Consider the following 25,295-nt stretch of genomic DNA (forward strand, 5'->3'; position numbering starts at 1 on the left):
GCGACACCGGACCACGACGGTCCGGACACCCCGAGGAGTCCCGGCGTCGCCGCCCACGAGCCCGCGCAGCCGGTCCTCACCCGTTACTGGCTGCACAACTCCGGCCCGGCGCCGCGCGGCAACATGCCCGTCACGGCGTACCTGTCGCCCACGGCGCTCACGGCTTCCGGGCCCGTCACCGCCACGGTCCGGGTCGCCTCGGAACTCACGGACGCCCCCGTGTCGGGCACGGTGCACTTCGGGCTGCCGCCCGGCTGGTCCGCCGAGCCCGCCGAGCTGCCGTACGCGCTGGGCCCCGGCGGGTTCACGCTCACCGAAGTCACGGTGACGCCGCCGCCCGACGCGGCGCCCGGCCGCCACTGGCTCGCGGCCCGGCTGCCGTACGGCGGTCAGGTGTACGAGGACGTCGTCGCCCTCGACGTGCCGGGCGCCGTGTCCGAGGGCGAGCCGGACGGACGCACCGGGCCCACGCTCCTGACCCGGCTGGGAGCCGAGCGGGTCACCCTGCGCCGGGGCGAGCGGGTGCGGGTTCCGGTGACCGTGCGCAACACCACCCGCGGTCCGGTCGCCGGCACGCTGTGGGCCGTGTCGTCCTGGGGCACCTGGCCCGGGGTCGCACCGGGCTGCCAGGGCTTCACGGCGGGCGCCGGGGAGCTGCTGGAGTGCGGCATAGAGGTGGACGGAGCGGCGGTGCCGGCCGGCTCGTACTGGCTGATGGCGAAGGTCGCCTGGCACGGCTGCGTTGCCTACACGGAGGCCGTCGTGCTGGAGGTGACGCCATGAGCGGGCACGCGGCCGTGGTGCACGGCGAGGAGGTCCCGAAGGAGCGTGTGGACGCGTTGCTGGCGGCCGTCCCGCCCCGCGACCGGGAGACCCGCCCCGAATCCCTCGCCCGGGCCGAGCGGCAGCGGCGGCGCTGGGCGACCCAGGTGGTGGTCGCGGACGAACTCGCCCGCCGGGCCTGTGCGGAAAGGGGGCTGAAGCCTCCCGAGGAGGCGCCGCCGCCGCGGCTGCTCGCCGTGGACGGGACCGACGTCGCCGACCTCGGCAGCATCGTCGCGGCGGCCCTCGCCCACTCCCCCGCCGCACGCGTGCTGCTCGCCCATCTGGAGGGCCGGCAGCACGTCCCCGAGGAGGCGGTACGGGACTACTACGACCGCAACCAGGACCGCTTCCTCAGCCCTGAGGCACTGCGGCGCGGCGTCGACCCGTTCGGCGGCGGGGCACCAGGGGACTTCCTGCCCTACGAGCGGGTCCGCGACGGCATCGAGCGCGAGCTGCGCAAGGCGGCGGGCCGGCGTGCCTTCGTCGACTGGCTCGACCGGGCGCGCGCCGGGGTGCAGTACGCCCACGGCCACGAGCATCCGGGCGACCCCTCGCACCCGGACCACGAGCACCGGCACTGATCCCACACGCACGCTCGCCCGAGGACGCGCGTGCGGAACCGAAAAGCAACACGCAACCCATTGACCTCCGATGAATTCTGGTCCACCTTTTCATCAATCAGAGTCCAACTTGGTGATTTGAACCGACCGTCGAGTTGTGACCGTCCCAGGAGGGCAGCAATGCACGTAAGAAGACTCACCGGATCCCTGACCTGTCTGATCGTCCTGTCGCTCACGGCCGCCGGGTGCGGCCTGTCGGGCGGCTCGGACAGCGGCGAGGCCACCGCCGGCGGCTGCAAGGTCAACAAGGAGAACGTCGGATCCGGCAAGCTCTCCGGAGACGTCAAGGGCGACATCACCTTCCAGACCACCAACCTGAAGAAAGACTTCGGCGGCTTCTTCAACGGAGTGATCAAGGCCTTCGAGAAGGCCCACCCCGGCACCGAGGTCAAGTGGATCGACGACCCCGGCGACAACACCTTCACCCAGCGCACGGTCGCCGACGCGCAGGCCTGTACGTTGCCGGACGTCATCAACGTCAACGCCCCGACCGCGACCGCGCTCACCAAGGCCGGCTACCTGCTCGACCTGAGCGCGAAGGACCCCGACGTCGCGAAGCCGTTCGTCCCGTCGTTCTGGAAGTCCGCCACCTTCCAGGACCCCTCCGGGAAGGCGATCCACACCACGCTCCCCTGGTACACCGGCGGCGTCCTGCTGACGTACAACAAGGACCTGCTGAAGAAGGCCGGCATCGACCCGGCGAAGCCGCCGACGACGTTGTTCGGGCTGTTCGCCGACTACGAGAAGATCGCCAAGGCGGGCAACGGCGACTTCTACGCGACGATGGCCAACCCGGTCTGGCGCATCCCGTCCGACTGGGACCAGATGAACATCAAGATCCTCTCGGCGGACGGCAAGTCGGCCGTGTTCGCCGACGACCCGCGCACCACCCAGTGGGTCGCCTGGATGGCGAAGCTCTACAAGGAAGGCGCGATGCCGAAGGACTCGCTGTCCTCCAGCAACGACCCCTCCACGCTCTACAGCCAGGGCAAGGTCGCCTACGGCTCGACGAACCCGAGCTTCGTGCGGTTCGTGAAGCAGAACAGCCCGTCGATCTACTCCAAGACGGCCGTCGGCCAGCAGCCCTACGACGCGCTCGGCCGCGCCTCCGCCGGTGCCCCGCAGTTCATATCGGTCGCCGCTACCAGCAAGCACGCGCCGGTGGCGCTGGCGTTCGCCGAGTTCCTCACCAACGCCGAGAACCAGACGGCCTGGTGCAAGGACCCCAACGTGGTGATCTTCCCGACCACCTCGGCCTCGCTGGAAGACCCGTTCTTCCAGAACGTGACCGGTGACGATCCCTTCTCGCAGGCCCGCAAGCTCGTCGCCGACCAGCTCAAGACGGCCGACACCAACCAGACCAACCTCTCCCCGGCCGTGCAGAACGCCATCGTGAGCCAGGTGCAGCTGGCCATGCAGGGCAAGAAGAGCCCTGAGCAGGCCGTGAAGGACGCCCAGGCGAAGGCCGACGAGTTGCTGAAGCAGGGCAGCTGACCGTGGCGACGCAGACCGTGAAGCCGGTGCCCGTGCCCGGGGCGGAGTCCACCTCCGCGCCGGGCACGGCCCCGTCCCGCATCCGCCGGCTGGCCCGGGCCGTCACACCCGGCGCCGCCCCCGGCGCCAACGGCGCGGCGCTGTACCGCCGCTGGTGGCTGCCCTGGCTGTGGACCGCCCCCGCGCTCGTCTGTGCGGCGGTCTTCGGCGTGTTCCCGTTCCTCAACACCGTCCTGCTGTCGTTCACCAACGCCAAGCCGCTCGGCGGCGCCGCGAACTTCGTCGGGCTGTCCAACTACACCCGGATGCTGGACGACTCCGACTTCTGGCTGGCGACCCGCAACAGCCTGCTGTACGCGCTGGTCGTGGTACCGCTGATGGTGCTGCTGCCGCTGATGCTGGCCGTCCTGGTGGAGAAGAAGCTGCCCGGCATCGGGTTCTTCCGGTCGGCCTTCTACACACCGGTGCTCGCCTCCAGCGTGGTCGTGGGGCTGAGCTGGCAGTGGCTGCTGGCCGACGACGGGCTGATCAACACCTGGCTGCAGAGGGCCCATCTGATCAAGCAGGCCATTCCCTTCCTGTCCGACTCGTGGCTGATCCTGTTCTGCGCGATGGGCCTGACGCTGTGGAAGGGGCTCGGCTGGTACATGGTCTTCTACCTGGCCGCCCTGGGGAACGTGCCCCAGGAGCTGCACGAGGCGGCGTCCATGGACGGCGCCGGTGCGATCCGGCGCTTCTGGCACATCACCGTGCCGGGCGTGCGGCAGGCCATGATGCTGGTCGGCACGCTCACCGGCATCGGCTCACTGCGGGTGTTCACCGAGATCTTCATGCTCGGCAGCTACACCGGCGGCCCCGGCGGCGCCGACCGCACCCTGCCCTTCTACATCCGCGACGTCGGCCTGGACCCGATCACCGGCAACGCCGGTTACGGGTCGGCGGTCAGTGTGGCGCTGTTCCTGCTGACGCTGGGGCTGACCCTGCTGGCGCAGCGCCTGACGAAGGAGGACGAGTCATGACGACGGCTGTCGACAAGCGCGGGCGCCTGATGCCCCGCTGGCGGGACTACGGCCGCCCCCGGGAACTCGTCGTCCGCTATCTGCTGCTGCTGTTCGTGCTGGTCATCACCGTAGGACCGCTGCTCTGGCAGTTGCTGGCGTCGCTGAAGAGCACGAGCGAGGACGTCTTCGGGGCGAGCGCCACCCTGCTGCCGCGCCACCCGACCCTGCGGGCCTACGAGGCGATCTTCGAGCAGGTGCCGGTGGCCACGTACATCAGGAACAGCCTGATCGTGGTCGTCCTGTCGATCACCAGCCAGCTCGTCTTCTCCACCACGGCCGGCTACATGCTCTCCAAGCCCGGCTGGAAGGGCCGCAAGGCGGTCTGGGTCGTCCTGGCCGCCTCCATGATGTTCCCCTTCGAGTCGATCATGGTCTCGCTGTTCCTGAGCATCCGCGACCTCGGCCTGATCGACAACCTGGTCGGCGTGTGGCTGCCCGGCTTCGTCGGCGCCATCAACGTCCTGCTGATGCGCGGGGCGTTCCTGGCGGTGCCGCGCGAGATCGAGGACTCGGCGATGCTCGACGGGGCGAGCGAGTGGCAGCGCTTCCGGTACCTGTACCTGCCGTCGGCGTGGGGCGCGATCATGGTGGTCGTCATCAACACCTTCATCAGCGCCTGGGACGACTTCCTGTGGCCGCTGATCGTGCTGCGCTCGGAGAACCACATGACGCTGACGCTGGGTCTGTCCCGGCTGCAGAGCTCGTCGTTCGGCTACGACCAGCGGATGGTCATGGCCGGGTCGGTGATCTCCGTGATCCCGGTACTCGTGCTGTTCGTCATCACCCAGCGCTGGTTCTACAAGGGCGTCTCGGCGGGGGCCGTCAAGCTCTGAGGTCCAGCACGGCGGGTACGGCGGTCAGCGCGGCCCGCGAGGACTCGGCGACCCGGATCTCCACGGCTCCGGCGTCGCCGAGTCGCTCCGCGTCCAGGGGCAGGGTGACCGCACGGCACTCGCCCGGCGCGAGGTCGACGCCCTCGAACGCGCACAGTTCGAGGGTGCGCGGCCAGACGGACGTGATCAGGCGCCTGAGATAGACCTGCACGACCGTGCGCCCGTGCCGCTCACCGGTGTTGGCGACGTCGACGGTGACGGTGTGCCGGTCCGCACGCGGCGGGCCGTAGGAGAAGGTCGTGTACGACAGCCCCTGGCCGAAGGCGTAGAGGGGCTCGGCGTCGACGTCGACATAGGAGCCGTACTCGGTGTCCTTGTGGTTGTAGTAGACGGGGAGTTGGGCCGCCGAACGGGGGACGGAGACGGGGAGGCGGCCGGTGGGTTCCGTGTTCCCGAGCAGGACGTCGGCGATCGCCTCGCCGCCCCACGGCCCCGGGTACCAGGCGGTGAGCAGGGCGTCCGCACGCTCGGCCGCCTCGGGGACGGCGTGCGGGCGGCCCTGGACGAGCACGACCGCCGTGGGGGTGCCGGTCGCGGTGACGGCGTCCAGGAGCGCGCGCTGGGCCCGGCCGAGCCGCAGCCCGGCGAGGTCGACACCTTCTCCGCAGGTCATGTCGGAGCGTGTACGTCGTGCGGCCCCGTTGGCGTCGAACTCGGTGTCGGGCGTACGGGCGCTGCTGCCGCCCAGCACGAGGACGGCCAGGTCGGAGCCGGCGGCGAGGGCGACCGCTTCGGGTATGCCGGAGAGGTCGTCGCCGGTGAGGGCGCAGCCCCGGGCGTGGCGTACGTCGGTGCCGGGCGGGGCCAGCCGCCGCAGTCCGTCGAGCACGCTGCTGCCGGTGCCGGGGCGCTGCGGGGCGGTGTAGTCGCCCAGCTGGTGCGCGGTGGTGGCGCCGTGGGGGCCGATGACGGCGATGCGAGTGGCCCGTACGGGCAGCACGCGGCCGTCGTTGTGCAGGAGCGTGACGGCGGCCCGGGCCAGTTCGGTGCTCAGCTCGCGGCCGGCGTCCGGGTCCGGCGACGGGCTGTGGGCATACGGCTCTTCGAACAGGCCGAGCTGGAATTTCAGGCGCAGGACGCGGGCGACGGCCGTGTCGAGGACGTCCTCGGCGACGAGGCCGCGCTCGACGGCTTCCTCCAGGTGGGTGAAACCCTCGTCCCACAGGCTCAGGTCGACACCGGCGCCCAGGGCGAGGGCACCCGCGGAGACCTTGTCGCCGGTGATACGGGCCAGCCGGTCGACGGCCAGCCCGTCCGCCATGACGAGTCCCTGGAAGCCCCAGCTCTCGCGGAGCAGGTCGTGCAGCAGGGTCCGGTTGCCGCAGCAGGGCATCCCGTCGACCTCGTTGTACGCGGCCATGACGGCGGCGGCACCGGCCCGGATTCCGGCGCGGGCCGCAGGCAGGTGGATCTCGTGCAGCTCTCTTCGGCCGAGCTCGGACTCGGCGGAGTTGCGGCCGCCGACGGTGGCGCCCTGCCCGGCGAAGTGCTTGAGGACGACGGGCGCCTTGTCGGGGGCGAAGTGGGGTGCCGGGGCGCCCTGCATACCGCGGACGAGAGCCTCGGTGAGCCGGGCGGCCAGGTACGGGTCCTCGCCGAAGCACTCCTCCGTCCGCCCCCAGCGCGGATCGCGGGCGATGTCGAGCGCCGAGACGAGGGCGACGTGACCGCCGCGGGCGCGCAGTTCGGCGGCGGCGTGCGCGGCGGCACGCTCGTACAGCCCGGGGTCCCAGGTGGCGCCGACGGCCAGGTTGACGGGCAGGACCGTGCCGTCGAGCGCCATGAGGCCGTGCGGGACCTCTTCCACGAACAGCGCGGGGATGCCCAGCCGGCTGCGTTGAAGGACGTGGTGCTGGACGAGGTCGGCGAGTGCCGGGCCGTCCACGGCGACGGGGCCGCCGGTGTGGTCGACGCCGGACCAGGCGTCGGCACGCAGCAGGCCGTACAGCGCCCCGAGCCCGGCGAAGCGTTCGGTCTCGGCGTACAGGGCGTCGGTGAGCTCGAAGCCGCCGTCGGGGGTGCGGCGGTAGGCGTCCCAGCCGTACATCCGCTGGTTGAGCTGCCCCACCTTCTCCCGCAGGGTCATACGGGAGAGCAGGTCCCGGACGCGGACGTCGACGGGGGCGGCCCGGTCGCGGTAGACAGGGGGAGCACCAGCCTCGGTGAGGGTCATGCGGCCGGTCCCTTTCGGTGGGTGTCGTCGTGAGCGAGCCGGGCCAGGGCCGCGGCGCCCGCGCACCCGTCGGCCACCCTGTCGAGCGTCAGGCCGAGGAGGTCCAGCCGGGGGGTGAGGAGTGCGGTCAGCGGACTGTCGGGGCCGAGCAGGCCACCGGTGGCGACGATCCGCTCGCCGGGGAGCGGGTCGAGGGCGCGAACGGTGTCGACGAGGTGGCCGGCCGCTTCGGTGAGGATCGCCTCGGCGACCGGGTCCTTGTCCCCTGCGGCCTCGGCCACCAGCGGTGTGAGCCGCGCGAGTTCGACCGGCGGCCGGGCCATGACGGCGGGCAACAGGTGCATGCGGTAGGCCTGGCGCCGCTCCCGGGACCAGTCCTGCCCCTCGTACGGCACGACGTCGTCCGGCAGCCCCAGCGCCCGCCCGGCCGAAGCGGCCAGGGCCGTCGGCCCGCCGCGCCCGTCGGCCATGCGCAGCGCCGCCCGGACCGCGGCGCGGCCGATCCAGAAGCCGCTGCCGTCGTCCCCGAGCAGCCAGCCGTCACCGCCCGCGGTCGCCGTGCACAGGCGTCCGGTGATGCGGGCCGCGACCGCGCCGGTGCCCGCCACCAGCGCGAGGCCGTCGGCGGGGTGGCCGGGCGCGGAGGCGAACGCCGCCTCGATGTCGCTGCAGATCTCCACCGTCACGGCGGGCATGCCGAGCCGTTCCAGCGCGGCGGTGAGGGCGGAGTGCGCCCTGAGCCGGCCCGGCTCGGACGGCGCGGCCCGGGAGGCGCCGGCGAAACCGCCCGCCACCGCCACCACCCGCCCGCGCAGCCGTTCCGGCACGGCCCGGCCGACGGCCTCGGCGAGGTGGTCGGTGAGCTGCGGCACCGGAACCGTCAGCGCGTTACCAGGACCCGCGCTGCCCTCACCCACCGTCCGTCCGTCACGGGCCGCCGCCAGGACGGCGCGCGTACGGGTGCCGCCGGCGTCGAGGCCGACGACGTAATCCTGGTTCAATTCACTATTCATCAACGACCATGGTGGTTGATACATTCGCCAGAGACAAGGCCCGATGCACTCCCCGCTCCTAGGAGGCCGCCATCCGTACCCTTCGCTTTGGCGTCAACTACACCCCGCGCCGCGGCTGGTTCCACTCCTGGCACGACTTCGACCCGGCGCACGCGCGCGAGGACCTGGCGCAGATCGCCGGACTCGGCCTCGACCACGTGCGGGTGTTCCACCTGTGGCCGCTCCTCCAGCCCAACCGCACCCTCATCCGCGCCACCGCCGTCGACCAGTTGGCGCGGCTGGTCGACCTGGCGGCCGAGGCGGGTCTCGACGTCCTCGTGGACGGCGTCCAGGGTCATCTGTCCAGCTTCGACTTCTACCCCGAGTGGACACGCGCCTGGCACCACCGCAACGTGTTCACCGATCCGGAGGCGATCGAGGCGCAGGCGGACCTGCTGCGCACGCTCGGCCGTGCGCTCGCCGGCCGCCCCAACCTCATCGGGATCCAGCTCGGCAACGAGCTGAACAACCTGGTCGAGCACAACCCGGTGAGCGTCCAGGAGGTGGACCACTACCTCGACACCCTGCTCGCCGCCGCCCGGGGCGGCATCGGCGAAGGCCCCCTGGTCACGCACTCCGCCTACGACGCCGCCTGGTACGGCGACGACCATCCGTTCACCCCCGAGGCCTCGGCCCGCAAGGGCGACCTGACCACCGTCCACCCGTGGGTGTTCTCAGGCGACTGCGCCCGCCGTTACGGCCCCCGCTCCCCGCAGGTGCTGCACCTCGCCGAGTACGGCGTGGAGCTGGCCACTGCGTACGCCGACGACCCGGCTCGGCCGGTGTGGGTGCAGGAGACCGGAGCGCCCGAGCCGCACATCCCGGCGGCCGACGCCCCGGAGTTCGCCCGCGCGACCCTGTTGAACGCGGCCGGATGCGCGGGGCTGTGGGGCGTGACCTGGTGGTGCTCCCACGACGTGGACCGGTCCCTGGCCGACTATCCCGAACTCGAGTACACCCTGGGCCTGTTCGACTCCGCCGGCCGGGCCAAGCCGATCGCGGACGCCCTCGCCGACACCATCGCGAAGCTGCGCTCCGAGCCGCGCCGCGTGACCGGGCGACGCACCGCTCTGGTACTGGAGTGCACACGGGCCACGCGGTCCGTGTCCGGGCCGGGCGGCGCCTTCTTCGAGGCCTGGATGCGGCTGCGCGCGGAGGGCGAGCGCCCGGCGGTGGTCCTCGCGCAGCGGGCCGAGGACACGGCGTACCTGGCGGCCCGGGGCGTCACCGACGTGGTCCGCGTGTCCTGACGGGGGTGTCCAGGGTTCACGCCCCGGCCAGCGCCTCCGCCACCGCCTGCAGGTTCACCCGGCCGCGTCCGTAGGAGCGGAGCGCGTCGCCCTCCTCGGGCATCCCGGTGGACACCCGTACCGCGTCCGGCCGTCCGGCCAGCAGGGCGTCCCGCACCGCCGTCTGCCAGGGGTGCAGCCCCGCGTCGTACGTGGCGACGACCAGGGGTGCGCCCTGCGCACGGCGCAGGACGGCGGCGCCGAGCGCCTCGGGGTCGGCCGGCTCCTCGGTGACCGCCGTTCCGGTGGCCGTCGGATCGACGGCGCGCAGCTCCGTCAGGAGGTCCTCGCCGCCCCAGTTGAGCGCGGGATGCGGCGGCGGGAAGAGGTCGACGACATGGGCGCCCCGAACGGGCGCCGGGCCCGGGCGGGCGCGAACGGCCCGGCGCGCCGCTTCCAGCCCGGCGGCGCCGTCCCACCCCGCGACGGCCGTCGGCGCGGACGCGTACCGCTCGGCCAGCCGCCGCACCCGCCCTGCCGCCTGGTGCACCCGCTCCGCCGCCAGGTCTCCCGCGCCGAGCGCGTCGAGGACCGCATCCCGGCAGGCGAGGGTGGTCGCGAGATCCGGTACGGCGACGATGACCTGGTCGGCGCCCGCGGCGAGCGCGAGCCGTGCGCCCGCGGCCTCGCCGTAGCGGTCGGCGATCGCCTTCATCTCCAGGGCGTCGCTGACCAGGACGCCGTCGAAGCCGAGTTCGTCGCGCAGCAGGCCGGTGAGGATGCGAGGGCTCAGCGTGGCGGGCCGGCCGGGGTCCAGCGCCGGGAAGACCACGTGGGCGCTCATCAGCATCGGCACGCCCGCGGCGATGGCGGCCCGGAAGGGGGCGAGGTCGAGTTCCTCGTACGGCCGCGGGTCGAGAGCCGTCTCGTGGTGGCTGTCGGTGACGGTACCGCCGTGGCCCGGGAAGTGCTTGGCGCAGGAGGCGATGGAGCGGGCCTCGGTGGCGGCGATCCAGGCGCGCAGGTGGCGGGAGACCAGCTCCGGGTCGGACCCGAAGGAGCGGGTGCGCACGATCGGGTTGTCCGGATGGTGCTGAAGATCGGCGACGGGGGCGTAGGAGGCAGTGATGCCGAGCGAGGCGAGGTGCCCGGCCAGCGCGTCGGCGCATCGGGCGGTGAGCCCCGGGTCGTCGACGACGCCGAGCGCCCAGGAGCCGGGGACGTCGGGTGCGCCTGCGCTCGCCAGGTGGCCGATGCCCCCGCCCTCGTTGTCGATGGCCACCAGCAGATCGGGCCGGATGGCCCGCAGCGTGTCGGTGAGGTGGCGGACCTGTTCCGCGTCGCGCACGTTGCGGGTGAAGAGGATGACCCCGCCCAGGCCGCGGTCGATGAGTCGCTTCAGGGTGTCGGGGACGGTCGTGGTGCCCTCGAATCCGGCGACCAGGCAGCGGTGAGCGGCCTCCTCCAGGTCGGCGGACAGAGCGTGCGTGTGCGGGGTGTGGGTCACCCCGGCAATGTTCTGGCTCATTCATCCAGAAGTCAACAAGTAGATGGCTTGCCGATTCAGAACCTCCTCCTCGACACGCGGGATGCCGGAATCCGATGGCCTCGCGGCAGCAGGACAGTGCCACACCCGGGATGCGGCTCGGCGTTGAGGACGAGCACACGGTCGACCGCGCACGGCCGGCCGTAGACCGCCCGGGCGCACCGGATCACCCACATCTGGGCGGTGCGCGACCCGGACAAGCTCCGCCCCCTGGTGCTCTCCTGAGCGTCCCGGCGGTCTTCGGCGCTGCGCGAACTCTTGCCGCACCAACTTCCATACTGTAGACAATATTTCGTCGACACTCCGTATCGACCCCTTCGGCAGTTCTTGCCACCTCCGCGGTACTCCCTCGACCGAACGGAGTTGTTCCTGTGAAAGTCGCAGTTCTCGGCGCCGGTGCGATCGGCGCCTACGTCGGCGCCGCACTGCATCGTGCGGGCGCCGATGTGCACCTCATCGCCCGTGGACCGCATCTGGCGGCCATGAGGCGGCACGGAGTGCGGGTGCGCAGCCCGCGCGGCGACTTCACCGCGCACGCCCACGCCACCGACGACCCGGCCGAGATCGGCCCGGTCGACTTTGTGTTCCTTGGGCTGAAGGCCAACTCGTACGCGGCGTGCGGGCCGCTGATCGAGCCTCTCCTGCACAGCACGACGGCGGTCGTGGCCGCCCAGAACGGCATCCCCTGGTGGTACTTCCACCGCCACGGCGGCCCCTACGACGGCCGTCGCCTGGAGAGCGTGGACCCCGACGGCGCGGTCAGTGCGGTGCTCGCGCCGGAACGGGCCATCGGCTGCGTGGTGTACGCGGCGACCGAGCTCGAAGGCCCCGGTGTCGTGCGGCACTTGGAGGGCACCCGGTTCTCCGTCGGCGAGCCGGACCGCAGCATCTCCGAGCGCTGTCTGGCCTTCGGTGAGGCGATGCGGGCGGGCGGCCTGAAGTGCCCGGTCGAGCCGGACCTGCGCAGCGACATCTGGGTCAAGCTGCTCGGCAACATCTCCTTCAACCCGATCAGCGCGCTGGCCCGCGCCACCATGCGGCAGATGTGCCTGCACGGCGGCACCCGCAGGGTCATCGAGATCATGATGCGGGAGACGCTCACGGTCGCCGAGGCCCTCGGCTGCACGGTCGGCGTCTCCATCGAACGGCGCCTCGCGGGCGCCGAGCGGGTCGGCGACCACCGCACCTCCACGCTCCAGGACCTGGAACGCGGCAAACCGCTCGAACTCGACGTACTCCTCGCGGCCGTCGTCGAGCTGGCGGAGATCACCGGCGTCGAGGTGCCCACCCTGCGGACCGTGCACGCCATCTCGGACCTGCTCGCGCTGAGGAGCGCCGCATGAGGAAACGCCAACCGAAGACCTACACCCGGCTCACCCACCCGCTCGTGCGTGACTCCCGCGACGAGCCCTTCCGCCCCGCGACATGGGAGGAGGCGCTGGACCGCACCGCCCGGGGCCTCACCCGCAACCGCGGCGCGTTCGGCATGTTCTCCTGCGCCCGCGCGACCAACGAGATGAACTACGTGGCGCAGAAGTTCGCCCGGGTGGTGATGGGCACCAACAACGTCGACTCCTGCAACCGCACCTGCCACGCCCCGAGCGTCGCGGGCCTGTCGGCGGCGTTCGGCTCGGGCGGCGGGACGTCGTCGTACGAGGAGGTCGAGCACACCGACGTCATCGTGATGTGGGGCTCCAACGCGCGCTTCGCGCACCCGATCTTCTTCCAGCACGTGCTGAAGGGGATCAGGAACGGCGCGCGGATGTACGCCGTCGACCCGCGCCGCACGTCCACCGCCGAGTGGGCGGAGAGCTGGCTCGGTCTCAACGTCGGCACGGACATCCCGATGGCGCATGCCATCGGCCGCGAGATCATCCACGCGGGCCTGGTCAACGAGGCGTTCGTCGAGCGGGCCACCACCGGTTTCGAGGAGTACGAGGCGCTGGTCGAGCCGTGGACGCTGTCGCTCGCCGAGAAGGTGACCGGCGTACCGGCCCGCGCCATCCGGGAGCTGGCCCACGCCTACGCCCGCGCCGAGCGCGCCCAGCTGTGCTGGACCCTCGGCATCACCGAGCACCACAACGGCACCGACAACGTCCGGGCCCTGATCAACCTGGCCCTGCTCACCGGTCACGTGGGCCGCTACGGCTCCGGGCTGCAACCCCTGCGCGGCCAGAACAACGTGCAGGGCGGCGGCGACATGGGGGCGATCCCGAACCGCCTGCCCGGCTTCCAGGACATCCTCGACCCCGAGGCGCGCCACCGGTTCGAGTCCGCCTGGGACACCGTCATCCAGCCGCACTACGGGCTGAACCTGACGGAGATGTTCGAGGCGATGGAGGAGGGCTCGCTCCGGGCGGTCTACTGCATCGGGGAGAACCCGGCGCAGTCGGAGGCGGACAGCGAACAGGCCGTGCGGCGGCTGCGGCAGCTCGACTTCCTCGTCGTGCAGGACATCTTCCTGACGAAGACCGCCGAGCTGGCGGACGTGGTGCTGCCGGCGACGGCCGGCTGGGCGGAGACCGAGGGGACGACGACCAACAGCGAGCGCCGGGTGCAGCGGGTACGCCGAGCGGTCACGCCGCCCGGCCAGGCGCGCGAGGACATCGACATCCTCTGCGCCCTGGCGGCACGCCTCGGCCACGAGTGGAAGTACGCCGACGCGCAGGCGGTGTGGAACGAGCTGCGGTCGGTGTCGCCGGACCACTACGGGATGACGTACGCGCGCCTGGAGGAGCACCAGGGCATCCAGTGGCCGTGCCCGAGCACGGACCGGCTCGAACCCACCTACCTGCACGGCCGGTTGTGGGACACGGATCCGGAAAGGCGTGGCACGCCCGCGCCGTTCGGGCTCGTCCGGCACGACCCGCCCGTCGACCTCACCGACGAGCAGTACCCGATCCGGCTGACCACCGGGCGGCGGCTCGACTCGTACAACACCGGCGTGCAGAGCGGCGGTTACGCCTCCCCACTGCGGCGCGGCGAGTACGTCGAGCTGTGCCCGGAGGACGCGGAGCGCTACGGGGTCGTCGTCGGCGAGGAGGTGCGGGTGACCTCGCGGCGCGGGTCCGTGGTCGCCCCGGTGTGGATCGACACCGGCCTCAGGCCCGGGCTCGCCTTCATGACCATGCACTTCCCCGACGAGGTGGACACCAACCAGCTGACGATCGAGGCGAACTGCCCGATCGCCGGCACGGCGGAGTTCAAGGCGTCGGCGATCCGGATCGAGAAGCTGCCCGTCGCGACCATCGTGAGGTGACGCAAGTGGACCTGCACTTCGGTGACAGCAAGCCGACGGACGAGGAACGGGCGGCCGTCGACGCCCTGTTGGGCCCGCCAGAGTCCTCGTGGGAGGGCGCCGACCGTACGGACGCCGACCTGAGGTGGGCCCGCGGCGGCCGCGCGGCCCGGGACCGCCGCGACCTGCTGTTGCCGGGGCTCCACGCGCTCAACGACCGGGTCGGCTGGATCAGCGAGGGCGGCCTCGACTACCTGTGCCGGCGGCTGACCGTGCCGCCGGCCGAGGCGTACGGCGTGGCGACGTTCTACGCGATGTTCTCGGTCGGGCCCCGCCCGGCGACCGTGCTGCACGTCTGCACGGACCTCGCCTGCACCGCCGCCGGGGCGGGCGAGTTGTGCGCCGGTGTCGAGGCGCGGCTCGGCCCGGGCAGCGGGGTGAGCGTCGAGCGCAGCCCGTGCCTGGGCCTGTGCGAACGCGCCCCGGCGGCACTCGCGATCAGGGCGGGCGACCCGGTGCGTACGGCGGTGTCGGCACCGGGGACGGTGGAGGGGGCCGTCCTCGCCGCCACCGCGCCCGACTCGGCACCGGAGGAGCCGGAGGCGGCGATGGCGGTGCCCCAGGCCGGAGACCCGTCGTTGAAGCTGCTGCACCGGGTCGGCGTCGTCGATCCGTCCTCCCTGGACGACTACCGCGCCCGCGGCGGTTACACGGCCCTGCGGCGCGCCTTCGCACTCGGCCCCGCCGGGGTGATCCGCGAGGTCACCGACTCCGGTCTGCTCGGGCGTGGCGGCGCGGCCTTCCCCACCGGCCGCAAGTGGCAGGCCACCGCGTCCCAGCCCGACCACCCGCACTATCTCGTGTGCAACGCCGACGAATCCGAGCCGGGCACCTTCAAGGACCGGGTGCTCATGGAGGGCGACCCGTACGCGCTCGTCGAGGCGATGACGGTCGCGGGGTACGCGGTCGGAGCGCACCGGGGCTATCTGTATCTGCGCGGCGAGTACCCGCGGGCACTGCGCCGCCTGGAGCACGCCCTGGCGCAGGCACGCGCGCGGGGCCTGCTCGGTGACGACGTCCTCGGCCAGGGATACGCCTTCGACATCGAGATCAGGCGCGGGGCGGGCGCCTACATCTGCGGAGAGGAGACCGCCCTGTTCAACTCCATCGAGGGGTACCGGGGCGAGCCGCGCTCCAAGCCGCCGTTCCCCGTGGAGAAGGGCCTGTTCGGCAAGCCGACGGTGGAGAACAATGTCGAGACCCTGGTCAATGTGCTGCCGATCCTCACGATGGGCGCGTCCGCGTACGCGTCGATCGGCACGGAGACGTCCACAGGGCCGAAGCTGTTCTGCGTGTCGGGCAGCGTGGAGCGGCCGGGGGTCTACGAGCTTCCGTTCGGCGCCACCCTTGGCGAACTGCTGACGCTCGCGGGTGCGCGGGAGCGGCTGCGCGCGGTGCTGCTGGGCGGTGCGGCCGGCGGTTTCGTACGCCCCGACGAGCTGGAGATACCGCTCACCTTCGAAGGCACGCGAGAGGCGGGCACGACGCTCGGCTCGGGCGTCGTCATGGCCTTCGACGACACGGTCCCCCTTCCGCGGCTGCTGCTGCGCATCGCGCAGTTCTTCCGCGACGAGTCGTGCGGGCAGTGCGTGCCGTGCCGGGTGGGGACCGTGCGCCAGCAGGAGGCGCTCCAGCGGATCGTGGAGCGTACGGGCGCCGACGCCGCCGACGACATCGCCCTGCTCCGGGAGGTCGGCCGCGCGATGCGGGACGCCTCGATCTGCGGTCTCGGGCAGACCGCGTGGAACGCCGTGGAATCCGCCATCGACCGTCTGGGGGCGTACGCATGACCGCGATACCGGTGGGGGTGCCGCGCAGGCTCGTCGAGTTCACCCTCGACGGCCAGGAGGTCAGGGTGCCCGAGGGCTCGACGATCCTGGAGGCGTGCCGTGCCGCCGGGAAGGACGTCCCGACCCTCTGCCAGGGCGACACGCTCACCCCGAAGAACGCCTGCCGCGTCTGCGTGGTGGAGGTAGAGGGGTCGAGGACCCTCGTCCCGGCCTGCTCGCGGAAGGCCGAGCCGGGCATGGAGGTGCGGACCGGCACCGAGCGCACCCGGCACAGCCGGAAGGTCGTGCTCGAACTGCTGGCGTCCTCGGTGGACCTGTCCACCACGCCGCAGGTCGCCGAGTGGATCAAGGAGTACGAGGCGAAGCCGGACCGTTTCGGCCCGGACGCGGCCCGCGTCGACGAGCAGCCGAGGATCGACAACGATTTGTACGTGCGGGATTACGGTAAGTGCATCCTCTGTTACAAGTGCGTGGACGCGTGCGGCGAGCAGTGGCAGAACACCTTCGCGATCTCCGTCGCCGGGCGCGGCTTCGACGCCCGGATCGCCGTGGAGCAGGACGCGCCGCTGACCGACTCGGCGTGCGTGTACTGCGGCAACTGCATCGAGGTGTGCCCGACGGGCGCGCTGTCGTTCAGGTCGGAGTTCGACATGCGCGCGGCGGGTACGTGGGACGAGTCGGCGCAGACGCGGACCACCACGGTGTGCGCCTACTGCGGTGTGGGCTGCAACCTCACACTGCACGTGCAGGACAATGAGATCGTGAAGGTCACCTCCCCGCACGACAACCCGGTGACCCACGGCAACCTCTGCATCAAGGGCCGTTTCGGCTACCAGCACGTACAGAACCGGGGCTGATCAGGACATGGGACGAGTCACGGAACGACGCAAGGTGATCCGCATCCGGGACGGGGCGGTCTCCACCCGCCCGGACACGCTGGTCGCCGAGGAGCCGCTGGAGATCCGGCTCAACGGCAAGCCGCTGGCGATCACCATGCGCACACCCGGCGACGACTTCGCGCTCGCCGCCGGGTTCCTGGTCAGCGAGGGCGTGCTGGGCGACCACCGTGACCTGCAGAACATCGTCTACTGCGCGGGCGCCACGGTGGACGGCTCCAACACGTACAACGTGGTGGACGTGAAGACGGCGCCCGGTGTCGCGATCCCGGACATCACGCTGGAGCGCAACGTCTACACGACCTCCTCCTGCGGCCTGTGCGGCAAGGCCAGCCTGGACGCGGTCCGTACGACGGCTCGCTGGCCGATCGCGGACACGCCCCCCGTGCGGGTGGAGCCGGCCCTGCTTGCGAGCCTCCCGGACCGGCTGCGCGCGGCCCAGCGGGTCTTCGACCGGACCGGGGGCCTGCACGCGGCGGCCCTGTTCGCCGAGGACGGCGAGCTGCTCGACGTCCGGGAGGACGTGGGCCGGCACAACGCGGTGGACAAACTGGTGGGCCGCGCCCTGCAGAACGGGGACCTGCCGCTGTCCCGCGCGATCCTGCTGGTGTCGGGCCGGGCCTCCTTCGAGCTGGCGCAGAAGGCCGTGATGGCGGGTATCCCGGTCCTCGCCGCCGTGTCGGCGCCCTCCTCGCTGGCCGTGGACCTGGCAGCGGAGACCGGGCTGACCCTGGTGGGCTTCCTGCGGGGCAGCTCCATGAACGTGTACGCGGGCGAGGACCGCATCGCCCTGCGGGCCACGGCCGCCCAGGGCTGACCACCTCCCCGCGACACGGCGGCGGGGACCCCGGCCGGCGGGGAGCGCCCCCTGCGCCGCCGGGGCCCGCTGTGCTCTCACACCCGTAGCAGCGGGCCTTTCGCAGGTCGAGATCTCGGGTCGCCCATTCCGCCGTTCCGGTGGCGATGCCCTGCGGGTATCGCCGCGTACGGAAGAGGTCTTGGACGGCGAGGTGCCGCCGGACGCAGGCTGAAACCCTGTCGGACACACAGGAAAGGGGCATCGGACATGGGCCTGCGAGGACAGCGGATCGTGGTCGTCGGCGGTACGTCGGGCATCGGCCTGGCGGTCGCGGAAGGGGCCGCCCGTGAGGGTGCGGAGGTGGTGGTCGCCTCCCGCCGGCAGGAGAGCGTGGACGGGGCGCTGAAGCGGCTGCCTCCGGGCGCCGAGGGGCACACGCTCGACGCGACGGACGAGGCCGCGGTGCGAGACTTCTTCGAACGGATCGGGGGCTTCGACCACCTGGTCTACACGGCCGGTGAGTCGCTGCTGATGGAGAGCTTCCTGGAGTCGGACCTTCCGCGGGCCAGGCGGTTCCTGGACACCCGGCTGTGGGGCGCGTACACGGCCGTCAAGCACGGCGCGCCCTCGATCCGCAAGGGCGGCTCCGTGGTGCTGACCACCGGGATCGCGGGGCAGCGCCCGCTGCCGGGCACGACCGTCGCGGCGAGCCTGTGCGGGGCGATGGAGTCGCTCACCCGCGCACTGGCCCTGGAGCTCGCCCCGGTCCGGGTCAACGTGGTCTCCCCCGGCGTGGTCCGCACCGAGCTGTGGCGGGACATGACCGAGGAGGACCGGCGCGGCCTGTTCGAGTCGAGCGCGGCCGCGCTGCCCGTCGGCCGGGTGGGCACGCCGGAGGACGTCGCCGAGGCGTACCTGTATCTGATGCGCGGCGGCTACAGCACGGGCTCGGTGGTGGTCGTGGACGGCGGCGGGCTGCTGGTCTGAGCCCCTGCGACACCGGCTCCGGCGTGTCAACCGGTGGTGAGCCGCACCTGCGAGGCCGTCACGACCGATCCGAGGCGCGGGAAGTCCAGCCCGACCGACGCCTGGTGCTCGGCGGCGGTGAGGGCGGCCATGGCGTCCTCGACGAAGACGAGGTCGTAACCGAGGTCGGCGGCGGCACGGGCGGTGGACTCCACGCCGAGGTTCGTGGCGATGCCGCCGAACACCAGGGTGGTGATGCCGTGTTCGCGCAGGCGCTCGTCCAGGCCCGTGCCCTGGAAGCCGCCGATCGTCCGCTTCACCACCTCGAGGTCACCGTCCCGGAGCAGGCCGGCCACCAGTCCGCTGCCTGGCGGCTGCTCGGCGACACCGGGACGCTCGACACGGATGAGGACGACGGGAGCGCCGGCCGAGCGGAAGGCGTCCGCCAGCCCCTCGGCCGTGGCGAGGACGTCCATGCCCTTGCGCGGCTCCAGCGGCAGGGCGACGATGCGGTCCATCAGGTCGACGAGCACCAGGGCGGTGCGCGCCGGATCGAGTGCGTCAGCTGCGGTCATGACGGAACGTTAGCCCCCGTCAGCCGTCCGTACCGGAAATACGGATCAACAGATCCATGAACCGGTCGCGTTCGGCCACGGAGAGCGGGGCGAGCAGTGTGTCGTTCGCCTCGCGGGCCGCCTTCTCGCAGCGCTTCAGCAGCCGGCCGCCCTCCTCGGTGAGCGACACCGCGTTCTTGCGGCGGTCCCTGGGATCGGGCTCACGGAGGACGAGGCCCGCCGCCTGGAGGTCGTTGAGGACGCCGACCAGATCCTTCGGGTCGAGCGCGATGCCGCGGCCGAGATCGGCCTGGGCGACGGGGGCGAGGTCACGGACGGCGGAGAGCACCACGTGGTGCCACATCTTCATGCCCTCGGCGGCGAGGGCGTCGGCCACCAGGGCGCGACCGCGGGCGGCGGCACGGCCGAGGAGCCAGCTCGGCAGGGAGCGGATCGCGGGGAGGGGAGCTTGGGCCATGGTCGCAGCTTAGCGAAAAATCGTTGGGCCTCCCTACGAGTGTGCGATACCGTTGGGACTCCCAATGACCCTGGAGGTGCGATGCGTCGCGTCCGGTACGAGTCCACCGGCGGCCCCCTGTTCCTGGAGGAGGCGCCCGTCCCCGAGGCGGGCCCCGGCGAACTCCTGGTGCGCTGCGAGGCCGTCGGGATCACGCTGCCCGTCGTGCGCAAGGTCACCGAGGCCGCCGAGCCGATCGCGCTCGGCGGCGAGATCGCCGGCGAGGTGGTCGCGACCGGCGCCGGCGCCACCCGCTTCCGGACCGGCGACCGGGTGACGGCACTGTGCTTCGGGCACGGTTACGCCGACTTCGCCGTCCTGCACGAGGCCATGGCCTCTCCGGTCCCCGGCACGGCGAGCGCCGTCGACGCCGTCGCGCTGGTCCGCAGCGGGCTGGTGGCGCTCGGCGCGCTTCAGGCGGCACGCCCCGAGCCGGGCGAGTCGGCCCTGGTCACGGCGGCGGCGAGCGGCGTCGGCCATCTCGCCGTGCAGTTGGCCCGGGTGCACGGGGCGTCCCGCGTCGTGGGCGCCGTGTCCGGCTCCGGCAAGGCGGACTTCGTGCGCGCGCTCGGCGCCGACGAGGTGGTCGCCTACGGCGCCCCGAACTGGGGTGAGCCCGTCGACTACGCCCTCGACGCGGTGGGCGGCGACCTGCTCGGCCCGGCCGTCGCCGCGCTGGCGCCCGGCGGCCGGCTCGTCGCGTACAGCTCGGGCGGCGGCACCGTTCAGGCGTACGACCTGCTGGTGGGCGCCAAGTCCGTCATCGGCTTCCAGATGGCGCGGATCGCCCGCGGGAAGCCGGAGCTGTACGAGCGGTGGCGGCAGGAGTTGTGGCGGCTGTTCGCCGAGGGCGCGCTGAAGCCCGTCGTGCACGCCGAGTTCCCGCTCGAGGAGGCGGCGAAGGCGCACGCGGTCATCGAGTCGCGCGGCAACCTCGGCAAGGTGGTCCTGCGGCCCTGAGTCGCCGGGCGCCGACCGGTGGCGGTTCGGACGTGGGCCGACCCGTCAGGGACCACCGGGTGTCGAGGGCCGAGGGCCTCTGGCGCGTTCGGCGCGGAGGGACCTCAGCCGGAACGTGTCGCCGTACCGACCGCGGTTCGTGATGCCGCGGCCGGCTCCGGGCCGGCCGCCGGGCCGAGGGCGTCGTGGGAGCGGCGCTTGGCGATCACCGCGCAGACCATCAGCTGCATCTGGTGGAAGAGCATCAGCGGGAGCACGGCGAGGGAGGCCTGTGCGCCGAACAGGACGCTCGCCATGGGCAGTCCGGAGGCGAGGGACTTCTTCGACCCGGCGAACTGGATCGCGATCCGGTCGTCCCGGCCGAAGCCGAGGGCACGGCCGCCGTACCAGGTCAGCGCCAGCATCACGGCGAGCAGTGCGGCCTCCACGACGAGCAGGCCGCCGAGCCGGAGCGGGCTCACCTGGTGCCAGATGCCGCGCACCATTCCCTCGCTGAACGCGGTGTAGACGACCAGCAGGATCGAGCCGCGGTCGACGAACCCGAGCACCTTCTTGTGCCGGGTGACGAACCCACCGATCCAGCGCCGCAGGACCTGTCCCGCGAGGAACGGCACCAGCAGCTGCAACACGATCTTGACGAGCGAGTCCGCCGAGAATCCGCCACCGCTGTCGCCCAGCAGGGCCGCCGCGAGCAGCGGGGTGATGACGATGCCGGCGAGGGAGGAGAAGGAGCCCGCGCAGATCGCTGCGGGCACATTGCCGCGGGCGATCGAGGTGAAGGCGATCGACGACTGGATGGTGGAGGGGACGAGGGTGAGGAAGAGCAGTCCCGTGTAGAGGTTGTGCGTCAGGAACACCGGCACCAGGCCGCGGGCCGCCAGACCCAGCAGCGGGAAGATCACGAAGGTGCAGGCCAGCACGGTGACGTGGAGCCGCCAGTGCCGGAGCCCCTCCACCGCCTCACGGGTGGAGAGCCGGGCCCCGTACAGGAAGAAGAGGAAGGCGATCGCGGCCGTGGAGGCACCGGAGGTGACGCTCGCGGCCGTGCCCCGCGCCGGGACGAGGGCGGCGAGGCCCACGGTCCCCAGCAACAGGAGGATGTACGGGTCGACGGGCATCCGACGCGGCCATCGCAGGCGTTTCACAGTGCTCCACTACTTCGCTGTACGTCCGGTGCGGGGGCACGGTCGTGCCCGGTGCGAGGGCACGGTCGTGCCCTCTCCATCCTCCTCCCCCGGCGGGTGATCGGGAATCCGGCATAGCGCTCTGACTGTCATCGCATTCCGCGATAACCTTCCCGCCATGTACGACCCGTCCCACCTCCGCACGTTCCTCGCGGTGGCCCAGACGCTGAGCTTCACGCAGGCCGCCCGGCGGCTGGGGCTGCGCCAGTCCACGGTGAGCCAGCACGTACGGCGGCTGGAGGACGCGACCGGGCGCCCGCTCTTCCTGCGGGACACGCACTCCGTGGAGCTGACCGAGGACGGCGAGGCGATGCTCGGCTTCGCACGGCGGATCCTGGAGGTGCACGAGCAGGCGACGGCGTTCTTCACCGGGACCCGGCCGCGCGGCCGGCTGCGGTTCGGCGCCTCCGAGGACTTCGTGCTGACCCGGTTGCCGGAGATCCTCGAGGGCTTCCGGTACGAGCACCCCGAGGTGGATCTGGAGCTGACGGTCGAACTGTCGGGCACGCTGCACGAACGGCTGGCGGCGGGTCGGCTCGACGTCGTGCTGGCGAAGCGGCGCCCCGAGGACCCGCGCGGCGAACTCGTCCGGCACGACAAGCTGGTGTGGATCGGCGCGGAGCGGCTGCGTCTGGACCCCGACCGCCCGGTCCCGCTGATCGTCTACCCGCCGCCGGGCATCACCCGCGCCCGCGCCCTTGAGGCCCTGGAGAAACAGGGCCGGCCCTGGCGGATCACCTGCACGAGCGGCAGCCTCAACGGCCTGATCGCGGCGGCCCGCGCCGGCCTCGGCGTGATGGCCCACTCCCGGGGCCTCATCCCTCCCGGCCTGGTCAGGATCCCCGAGCGTGCGGGCCTGCCGGACCTGGGGGAGGTCGACTTCGTCCTGGTCCACGGAGAGCGCCTGGGGCCCGCCCACAGCGCGGCCCGGGCGCTGGCGGCGGCGATCCTCGCGGGCGGCGACCGCCTGCACCGACGGTAGTCACCGCGCCGGCCGCGGATGCATGAGCTGCTCGACCCGACGCAGGAACGGCGTCCCCTCGGCATGCTGGACACCGTCCAGGAGTCCCAGGGGCCCCCTCGGGGTACGCGCAGAGGTCCGCCGTGCTCCTCGCCAGGGCGGTCGCCACGCTGTTCGGGGCTTGTCGCGGAAGCGGCCGTATCGAGGCCGGTGCGGCAGCTGCGGGACCGAGTGACAGGATCGGCGCCGCGGACGCTGAAGAAGACAGTGGATACGGCAGGGTGACCGCCGGGGGCGGCGGCCGACGGAACGCCCGGCCACCGCCCCGCCCTACTCGCCGGTAGCGCGTACCGCGCGGTAATCGCCCCGTACAGATTCCGTGGAGATTACGGGACCGGAACTTACGCCGCCGTAAGGGATTCTGTCCGCCCCTTCCCCTTGTGCTCGCATTTTCCATGGCTGACCTGTGCGTTTGTGGGGAGTTCCGGGGTTCCCAGCCCTCTCCCGCCGGGCTCCTGGGTGGGGTAGCTTTCACGGCGCTGTGCGGAGCGCCACCAGTGAGCCTGACCGGCTGGAGCACCCCGCAGGCGAACCAAGGAGCCGGGAGCGGGGATTGCGCGAGTTCACCAACCCTCCGTTGGCGTCGGCGCCGCCGGTGGGCGGCCTGGCCGACGTCGTCTTCGAGTATGCCCAGGAAGATCCGCTCCGTGTCGCCCTCGGCCGCAAGGACGAGCAGGGCCGTTGGCGCGATGTGACCGCCGCCGAGTTCCGCGACGAGGTGCTGGCGCTCGCCAAGGGGCTGCTGGCCCAGGGCGTCCGCTTCGGGGACCGCGTCGCGATCATGTGCCGTACCCGCTACGAGTGGACGCTCTTCGACTTCGCCCTGTGGACGATCGGCGCCCAGGTCGTCCCCGTCTATCCCACCTCGTCGGCCGAGCAGGTCTTCTGGATGCTGCACGACGCGCAGGTGGTGGCCGCGATGGTGGAGCACGAGGACCACGCGATGACGGTCGCCACGGTCATCGACCGGCTGCCGCAACTGCACAGGCTGTGGCAGCTGGACGCGGGTGCCGTGCAGGAGCTGTACGACGCGGGCGCTCACATCGAGGACGAGGTGGTGCACCGGCACCGGCAGGCGGTCACCCCGGAGGCGGTGGCGACCGTCATCTACACCTCCGGCACCACCGGCCGCCCCAAGGGCTGTCTCCTCTCGCACGGCAACTTCATGTTCGAGGCCGACACGGTCATCGAACGGTGGGAGCCGGTGTTCCACTCCAAGCGCGGCGACGAGGCGGCCACCCTCCTGTTCCTGCCGCTGGCGCACGTCTTCGGGCGGATGGTCGAGGTCGCGGCCATCCGCGGCCGGGTCAAGTTCGGCCACCAGCCGCAGCTGAACGCGGCGGCACTGCTGCCCGACCTGGCCGCGTTCAGACCGACGTTCTTCCTCGCCGTGCCGTACATCTTCGAGAAGGTCTTCAACGCGGCCCGCCGCAAGGCCGAGAAGGAGGGCCGTTCCGGGCCGTTCGAGAAGGCGGTCGAGGTCGCCGTGAAGTACGCGGACGCCATGGAGGCGAAGGCGTGGGGCACCGGCCCCGGCCCGTCGGCGGGCCTGCGCGTGCAGCACCAGTTCTTCGACAAGGTCGTCTACGCCAAGATCCGCGCAGCGATGGGCGGCCGGGTACGGCACGCGATGTCCGGCGGCTCGGCGATGGACCGCCGGCTCGGCCTGTTCTTCGCGGGCGCCGGCGTGCACATCTACGAGGGCTACGGGCTGACGGAGTCGACGGCGGCGGCGACCGCCAACCCGCCCGAGCGCACCCGCTACGGCACGGTCGGCCAGGCCATCCCCGGCACCACCGTGCACATCGCGGACGACGGCGAGATCTGGCTGCGCGGCGCCCATGTCTTCCAGGGCTACCTCAACAACCCCAAGGCCACCGACGAGACGCTCCACGACGGTTGGCTCGCCACCGGCGACCTGGGCTCCCTCGACGAGGACGGCTACCTCACGATCACGGGGCGCAAGAAGGAGATCCTGGTGACCTCCGGCGGCAAGAGCGTCTCCCCCGGGCTGCTCGAGGAGCGCGTACGGGACCACCCGCTGGTCGCGCAGTGCATCGTCGTCGGCAATGACCGCCCCTACGTCGCCGCGCTCGTCACACTCGACTCCGAGGCCGTGGAGCACTGGCTGCAGATGCAGGGCAAGCCCAAGCTCTCCCCGGCCCAGATGGTGCGCGACCCGGAGTTGGAGACGGAGGTGCGGCGTGCGGTCGTCGCCGCGAACACCCTGGTCTCGCAGGCCGAGTCGATCCGTACGTTCCGTATCCTCGCCCACCAGTTCACCGAGGAGCACGGGCTCCTCACGCCGTCGCTGAAGCTGAAACGCAAGGCCATCGAGAACGCATACGCGAACGAGGTCGAGGCGCTGTACCGGACCTGAGACCGGCACCGCGCCCTCCCGCTCCGACCGGGTACTC

General features: G+C 72.1%; 21 protein-coding genes. 15 read left to right on the top strand and 6 right to left on the bottom strand.

The annotated features are described in order from the left end of the window. The 5 genes from C3488_RS21070 to C3488_RS21090 form a co-directional block, all read left to right on the top strand. The coding region (locus C3488_RS21070; protein WP_258053551.1) for an NEW3 domain-containing protein at positions 1-783 on the top strand (783 nt) is incomplete at its 5' end. Next, positions 780-1,406: a malonyl CoA-ACP transacylase gene (locus C3488_RS21075; protein ID WP_103841652.1), complete on the top strand. Its 627-nt coding sequence runs from the start codon at positions 780-782 to the stop codon at positions 1,404-1,406. The genes C3488_RS21070 and C3488_RS21075, both read left to right, overlap by 4 nt. A gap of 159 nt (positions 1,407-1,565) precedes the next feature. Next, the gene (locus C3488_RS21080; protein ID WP_103841654.1) at positions 1,566-2,939 is read left to right on the top strand and encodes a sugar ABC transporter substrate-binding protein; all 1,374 of its coding nucleotides are present in this window, start codon (positions 1,566-1,568) and stop codon (positions 2,937-2,939) included. Then, complete coding sequence (locus tag C3488_RS21085) at positions 2,936-3,958, top strand: carbohydrate ABC transporter permease (RefSeq protein WP_374955444.1); 1,023 nt, start codon at positions 2,936-2,938, stop codon at positions 3,956-3,958. Before C3488_RS21080 ends, C3488_RS21085 begins: the two co-directional genes overlap by 4 nt. Further along, the gene (locus C3488_RS21090; protein WP_103841658.1) at positions 3,955-4,833 is read left to right on the top strand and encodes a carbohydrate ABC transporter permease; all 879 of its coding nucleotides are present in this window, start codon (positions 3,955-3,957) and stop codon (positions 4,831-4,833) included. The genes C3488_RS21085 and C3488_RS21090 overlap by 4 nt, the downstream gene beginning before the upstream one ends. On the opposite strand, the gene C3488_RS21095 is transcribed toward C3488_RS21090, so the two are convergent. Together C3488_RS21095 and C3488_RS21100 are read right to left on the bottom strand one after the other, a co-directional pair. Continuing rightward, a complete protein-coding gene (locus C3488_RS21095) occupies positions 4,823-7,066 on the bottom strand; it encodes a glycoside hydrolase family 3 N-terminal domain-containing protein (RefSeq protein WP_103841660.1) in 2,244 nt (747 codons plus the stop codon). The genes C3488_RS21090 and C3488_RS21095 overlap by 11 nt on opposite strands. Next, positions 7,063-8,079 carry an N-acetylglucosamine kinase gene (locus C3488_RS21100; protein WP_103841662.1) on the bottom strand — a complete coding sequence of 339 codons (1,017 nt, stop codon included), beginning with the start codon at positions 8,077-8,079 and terminating at the stop codon, positions 7,063-7,065. The genes C3488_RS21095 and C3488_RS21100 overlap by 4 nt, the downstream gene beginning before the upstream one ends. 71 nt (positions 8,080-8,150) lie before the next feature. Between C3488_RS21100 and C3488_RS21105 the strand changes: the two genes are divergently transcribed. After that, entirely contained in the window at positions 8,151-9,368 is a 1,218-nt protein-coding gene (locus tag C3488_RS21105) for a cellulase family glycosylhydrolase (RefSeq protein WP_103841664.1), read from the top strand. Positions 9,369-9,384: 16 nt separating this feature from the next. On the opposite strand, the gene C3488_RS21110 is transcribed toward C3488_RS21105, so the two are convergent. Further along, on the bottom strand, positions 9,385-10,875 hold the full coding sequence (locus tag C3488_RS21110; protein WP_103841666.1) for a glycoside hydrolase family 3 N-terminal domain-containing protein: 1,491 nt from the start codon (positions 10,873-10,875) through the stop codon (positions 9,385-9,387). Positions 10,876-11,264: 389 nt separating this feature from the next. Here C3488_RS21110 and C3488_RS21115 point away from each other — a divergent pair, with 389 nt between their 5' ends. From C3488_RS21115 to C3488_RS21140, 6 genes are all read left to right on the top strand, one after another. Continuing rightward, entirely contained in the window at positions 11,265-12,236 is a 972-nt protein-coding gene (locus tag C3488_RS21115; protein WP_103841668.1) for a 2-dehydropantoate 2-reductase, read from the top strand. Then, positions 12,233-14,152, top strand: coding sequence for a molybdopterin oxidoreductase family protein (locus C3488_RS21120; RefSeq protein ID WP_103841670.1), 1,920 nt, complete (start codon positions 12,233-12,235; stop codon positions 14,150-14,152). Before C3488_RS21115 ends, C3488_RS21120 begins: the two co-directional genes overlap by 4 nt. Before the next feature lie 5 nt (positions 14,153-14,157). Continuing rightward, on the top strand, positions 14,158-15,981 hold the full coding sequence (locus C3488_RS21125; protein WP_103841672.1) for an NADH-ubiquinone oxidoreductase-F iron-sulfur binding region domain-containing protein: 1,824 nt from the start codon (positions 14,158-14,160) through the stop codon (positions 15,979-15,981). Next, a complete protein-coding gene (locus C3488_RS21130) occupies positions 15,978-16,838 on the top strand; it encodes a 2Fe-2S iron-sulfur cluster-binding protein (RefSeq protein ID WP_103841674.1) in 861 nt (286 codons plus the stop codon). The genes C3488_RS21125 and C3488_RS21130 overlap by 4 nt, the downstream gene beginning before the upstream one ends. A 7-nt stretch (positions 16,839-16,845) precedes the next feature. Further along, positions 16,846-17,694: a formate dehydrogenase accessory sulfurtransferase FdhD gene (fdhD, locus tag C3488_RS21135; protein WP_103841676.1), complete on the top strand. Its 849-nt coding sequence runs from the start codon at positions 16,846-16,848 to the stop codon at positions 17,692-17,694. Between the two features lie 249 nt (positions 17,695-17,943). Next, a complete protein-coding gene (locus C3488_RS21140; RefSeq protein WP_103841678.1) occupies positions 17,944-18,663 on the top strand; it encodes an SDR family oxidoreductase in 720 nt (239 codons plus the stop codon). A 26-nt stretch (positions 18,664-18,689) separates the two neighbouring features. Here the strand turns inward: C3488_RS21140 and C3488_RS21145 are convergent, their stop codons facing one another. Together C3488_RS21145 and C3488_RS21150 are read right to left on the bottom strand one after the other, a co-directional pair. Further along, positions 18,690-19,217 carry an isochorismatase family protein gene (locus C3488_RS21145; protein ID WP_103841680.1) on the bottom strand — a complete coding sequence of 176 codons (528 nt, stop codon included), beginning with the start codon at positions 19,215-19,217 and terminating at the stop codon, positions 18,690-18,692. A 19-nt stretch (positions 19,218-19,236) separates the two neighbouring features. Continuing rightward, positions 19,237-19,674: a MarR family winged helix-turn-helix transcriptional regulator gene (locus tag C3488_RS21150; protein ID WP_103841682.1), complete on the bottom strand. Its 438-nt coding sequence runs from the start codon at positions 19,672-19,674 to the stop codon at positions 19,237-19,239. Positions 19,675-19,755: 81 nt separating this feature from the next. Between C3488_RS21150 and C3488_RS21155 the strand changes: the two genes are divergently transcribed. Further along, positions 19,756-20,673 (top strand): zinc-binding dehydrogenase, encoded by a 918-nt coding sequence (locus C3488_RS21155; RefSeq protein WP_103841684.1) that lies wholly within the window; start codon positions 19,756-19,758, stop codon positions 20,671-20,673. 104 nt (positions 20,674-20,777) lie between these two features. On the opposite strand, the gene C3488_RS21160 is transcribed toward C3488_RS21155, so the two are convergent. Then, positions 20,778-21,791: a bile acid:sodium symporter family protein gene (locus C3488_RS21160; RefSeq protein WP_258053553.1), complete on the bottom strand. Its 1,014-nt coding sequence runs from the start codon at positions 21,789-21,791 to the stop codon at positions 20,778-20,780. 184 nt (positions 21,792-21,975) lie between these two features. Here C3488_RS21160 and C3488_RS21165 point away from each other — a divergent pair, with 184 nt between their 5' ends. Both C3488_RS21165 and C3488_RS21170 read left to right on the top strand, forming a co-directional pair. Further along, the gene (locus tag C3488_RS21165; RefSeq protein WP_103841688.1) at positions 21,976-22,839 is read left to right on the top strand and encodes a LysR substrate-binding domain-containing protein; all 864 of its coding nucleotides are present in this window, start codon (positions 21,976-21,978) and stop codon (positions 22,837-22,839) included. A gap of 592 nt (positions 22,840-23,431) precedes the next feature. Then, on the top strand, positions 23,432-25,258 hold the full coding sequence (locus C3488_RS21170; RefSeq protein ID WP_103841690.1) for a long-chain fatty acid--CoA ligase: 1,827 nt from the start codon (positions 23,432-23,434) through the stop codon (positions 25,256-25,258). Positions 25,259-25,295: the final 37 nt, after the last annotated feature.

The sequence above is a fragment of the Streptomyces sp. Ru72 genome (genome assembly GCF_002920635.1).
GTDB lineage: Bacteria > Actinomycetota > Actinomycetes > Streptomycetales > Streptomycetaceae > Streptomyces.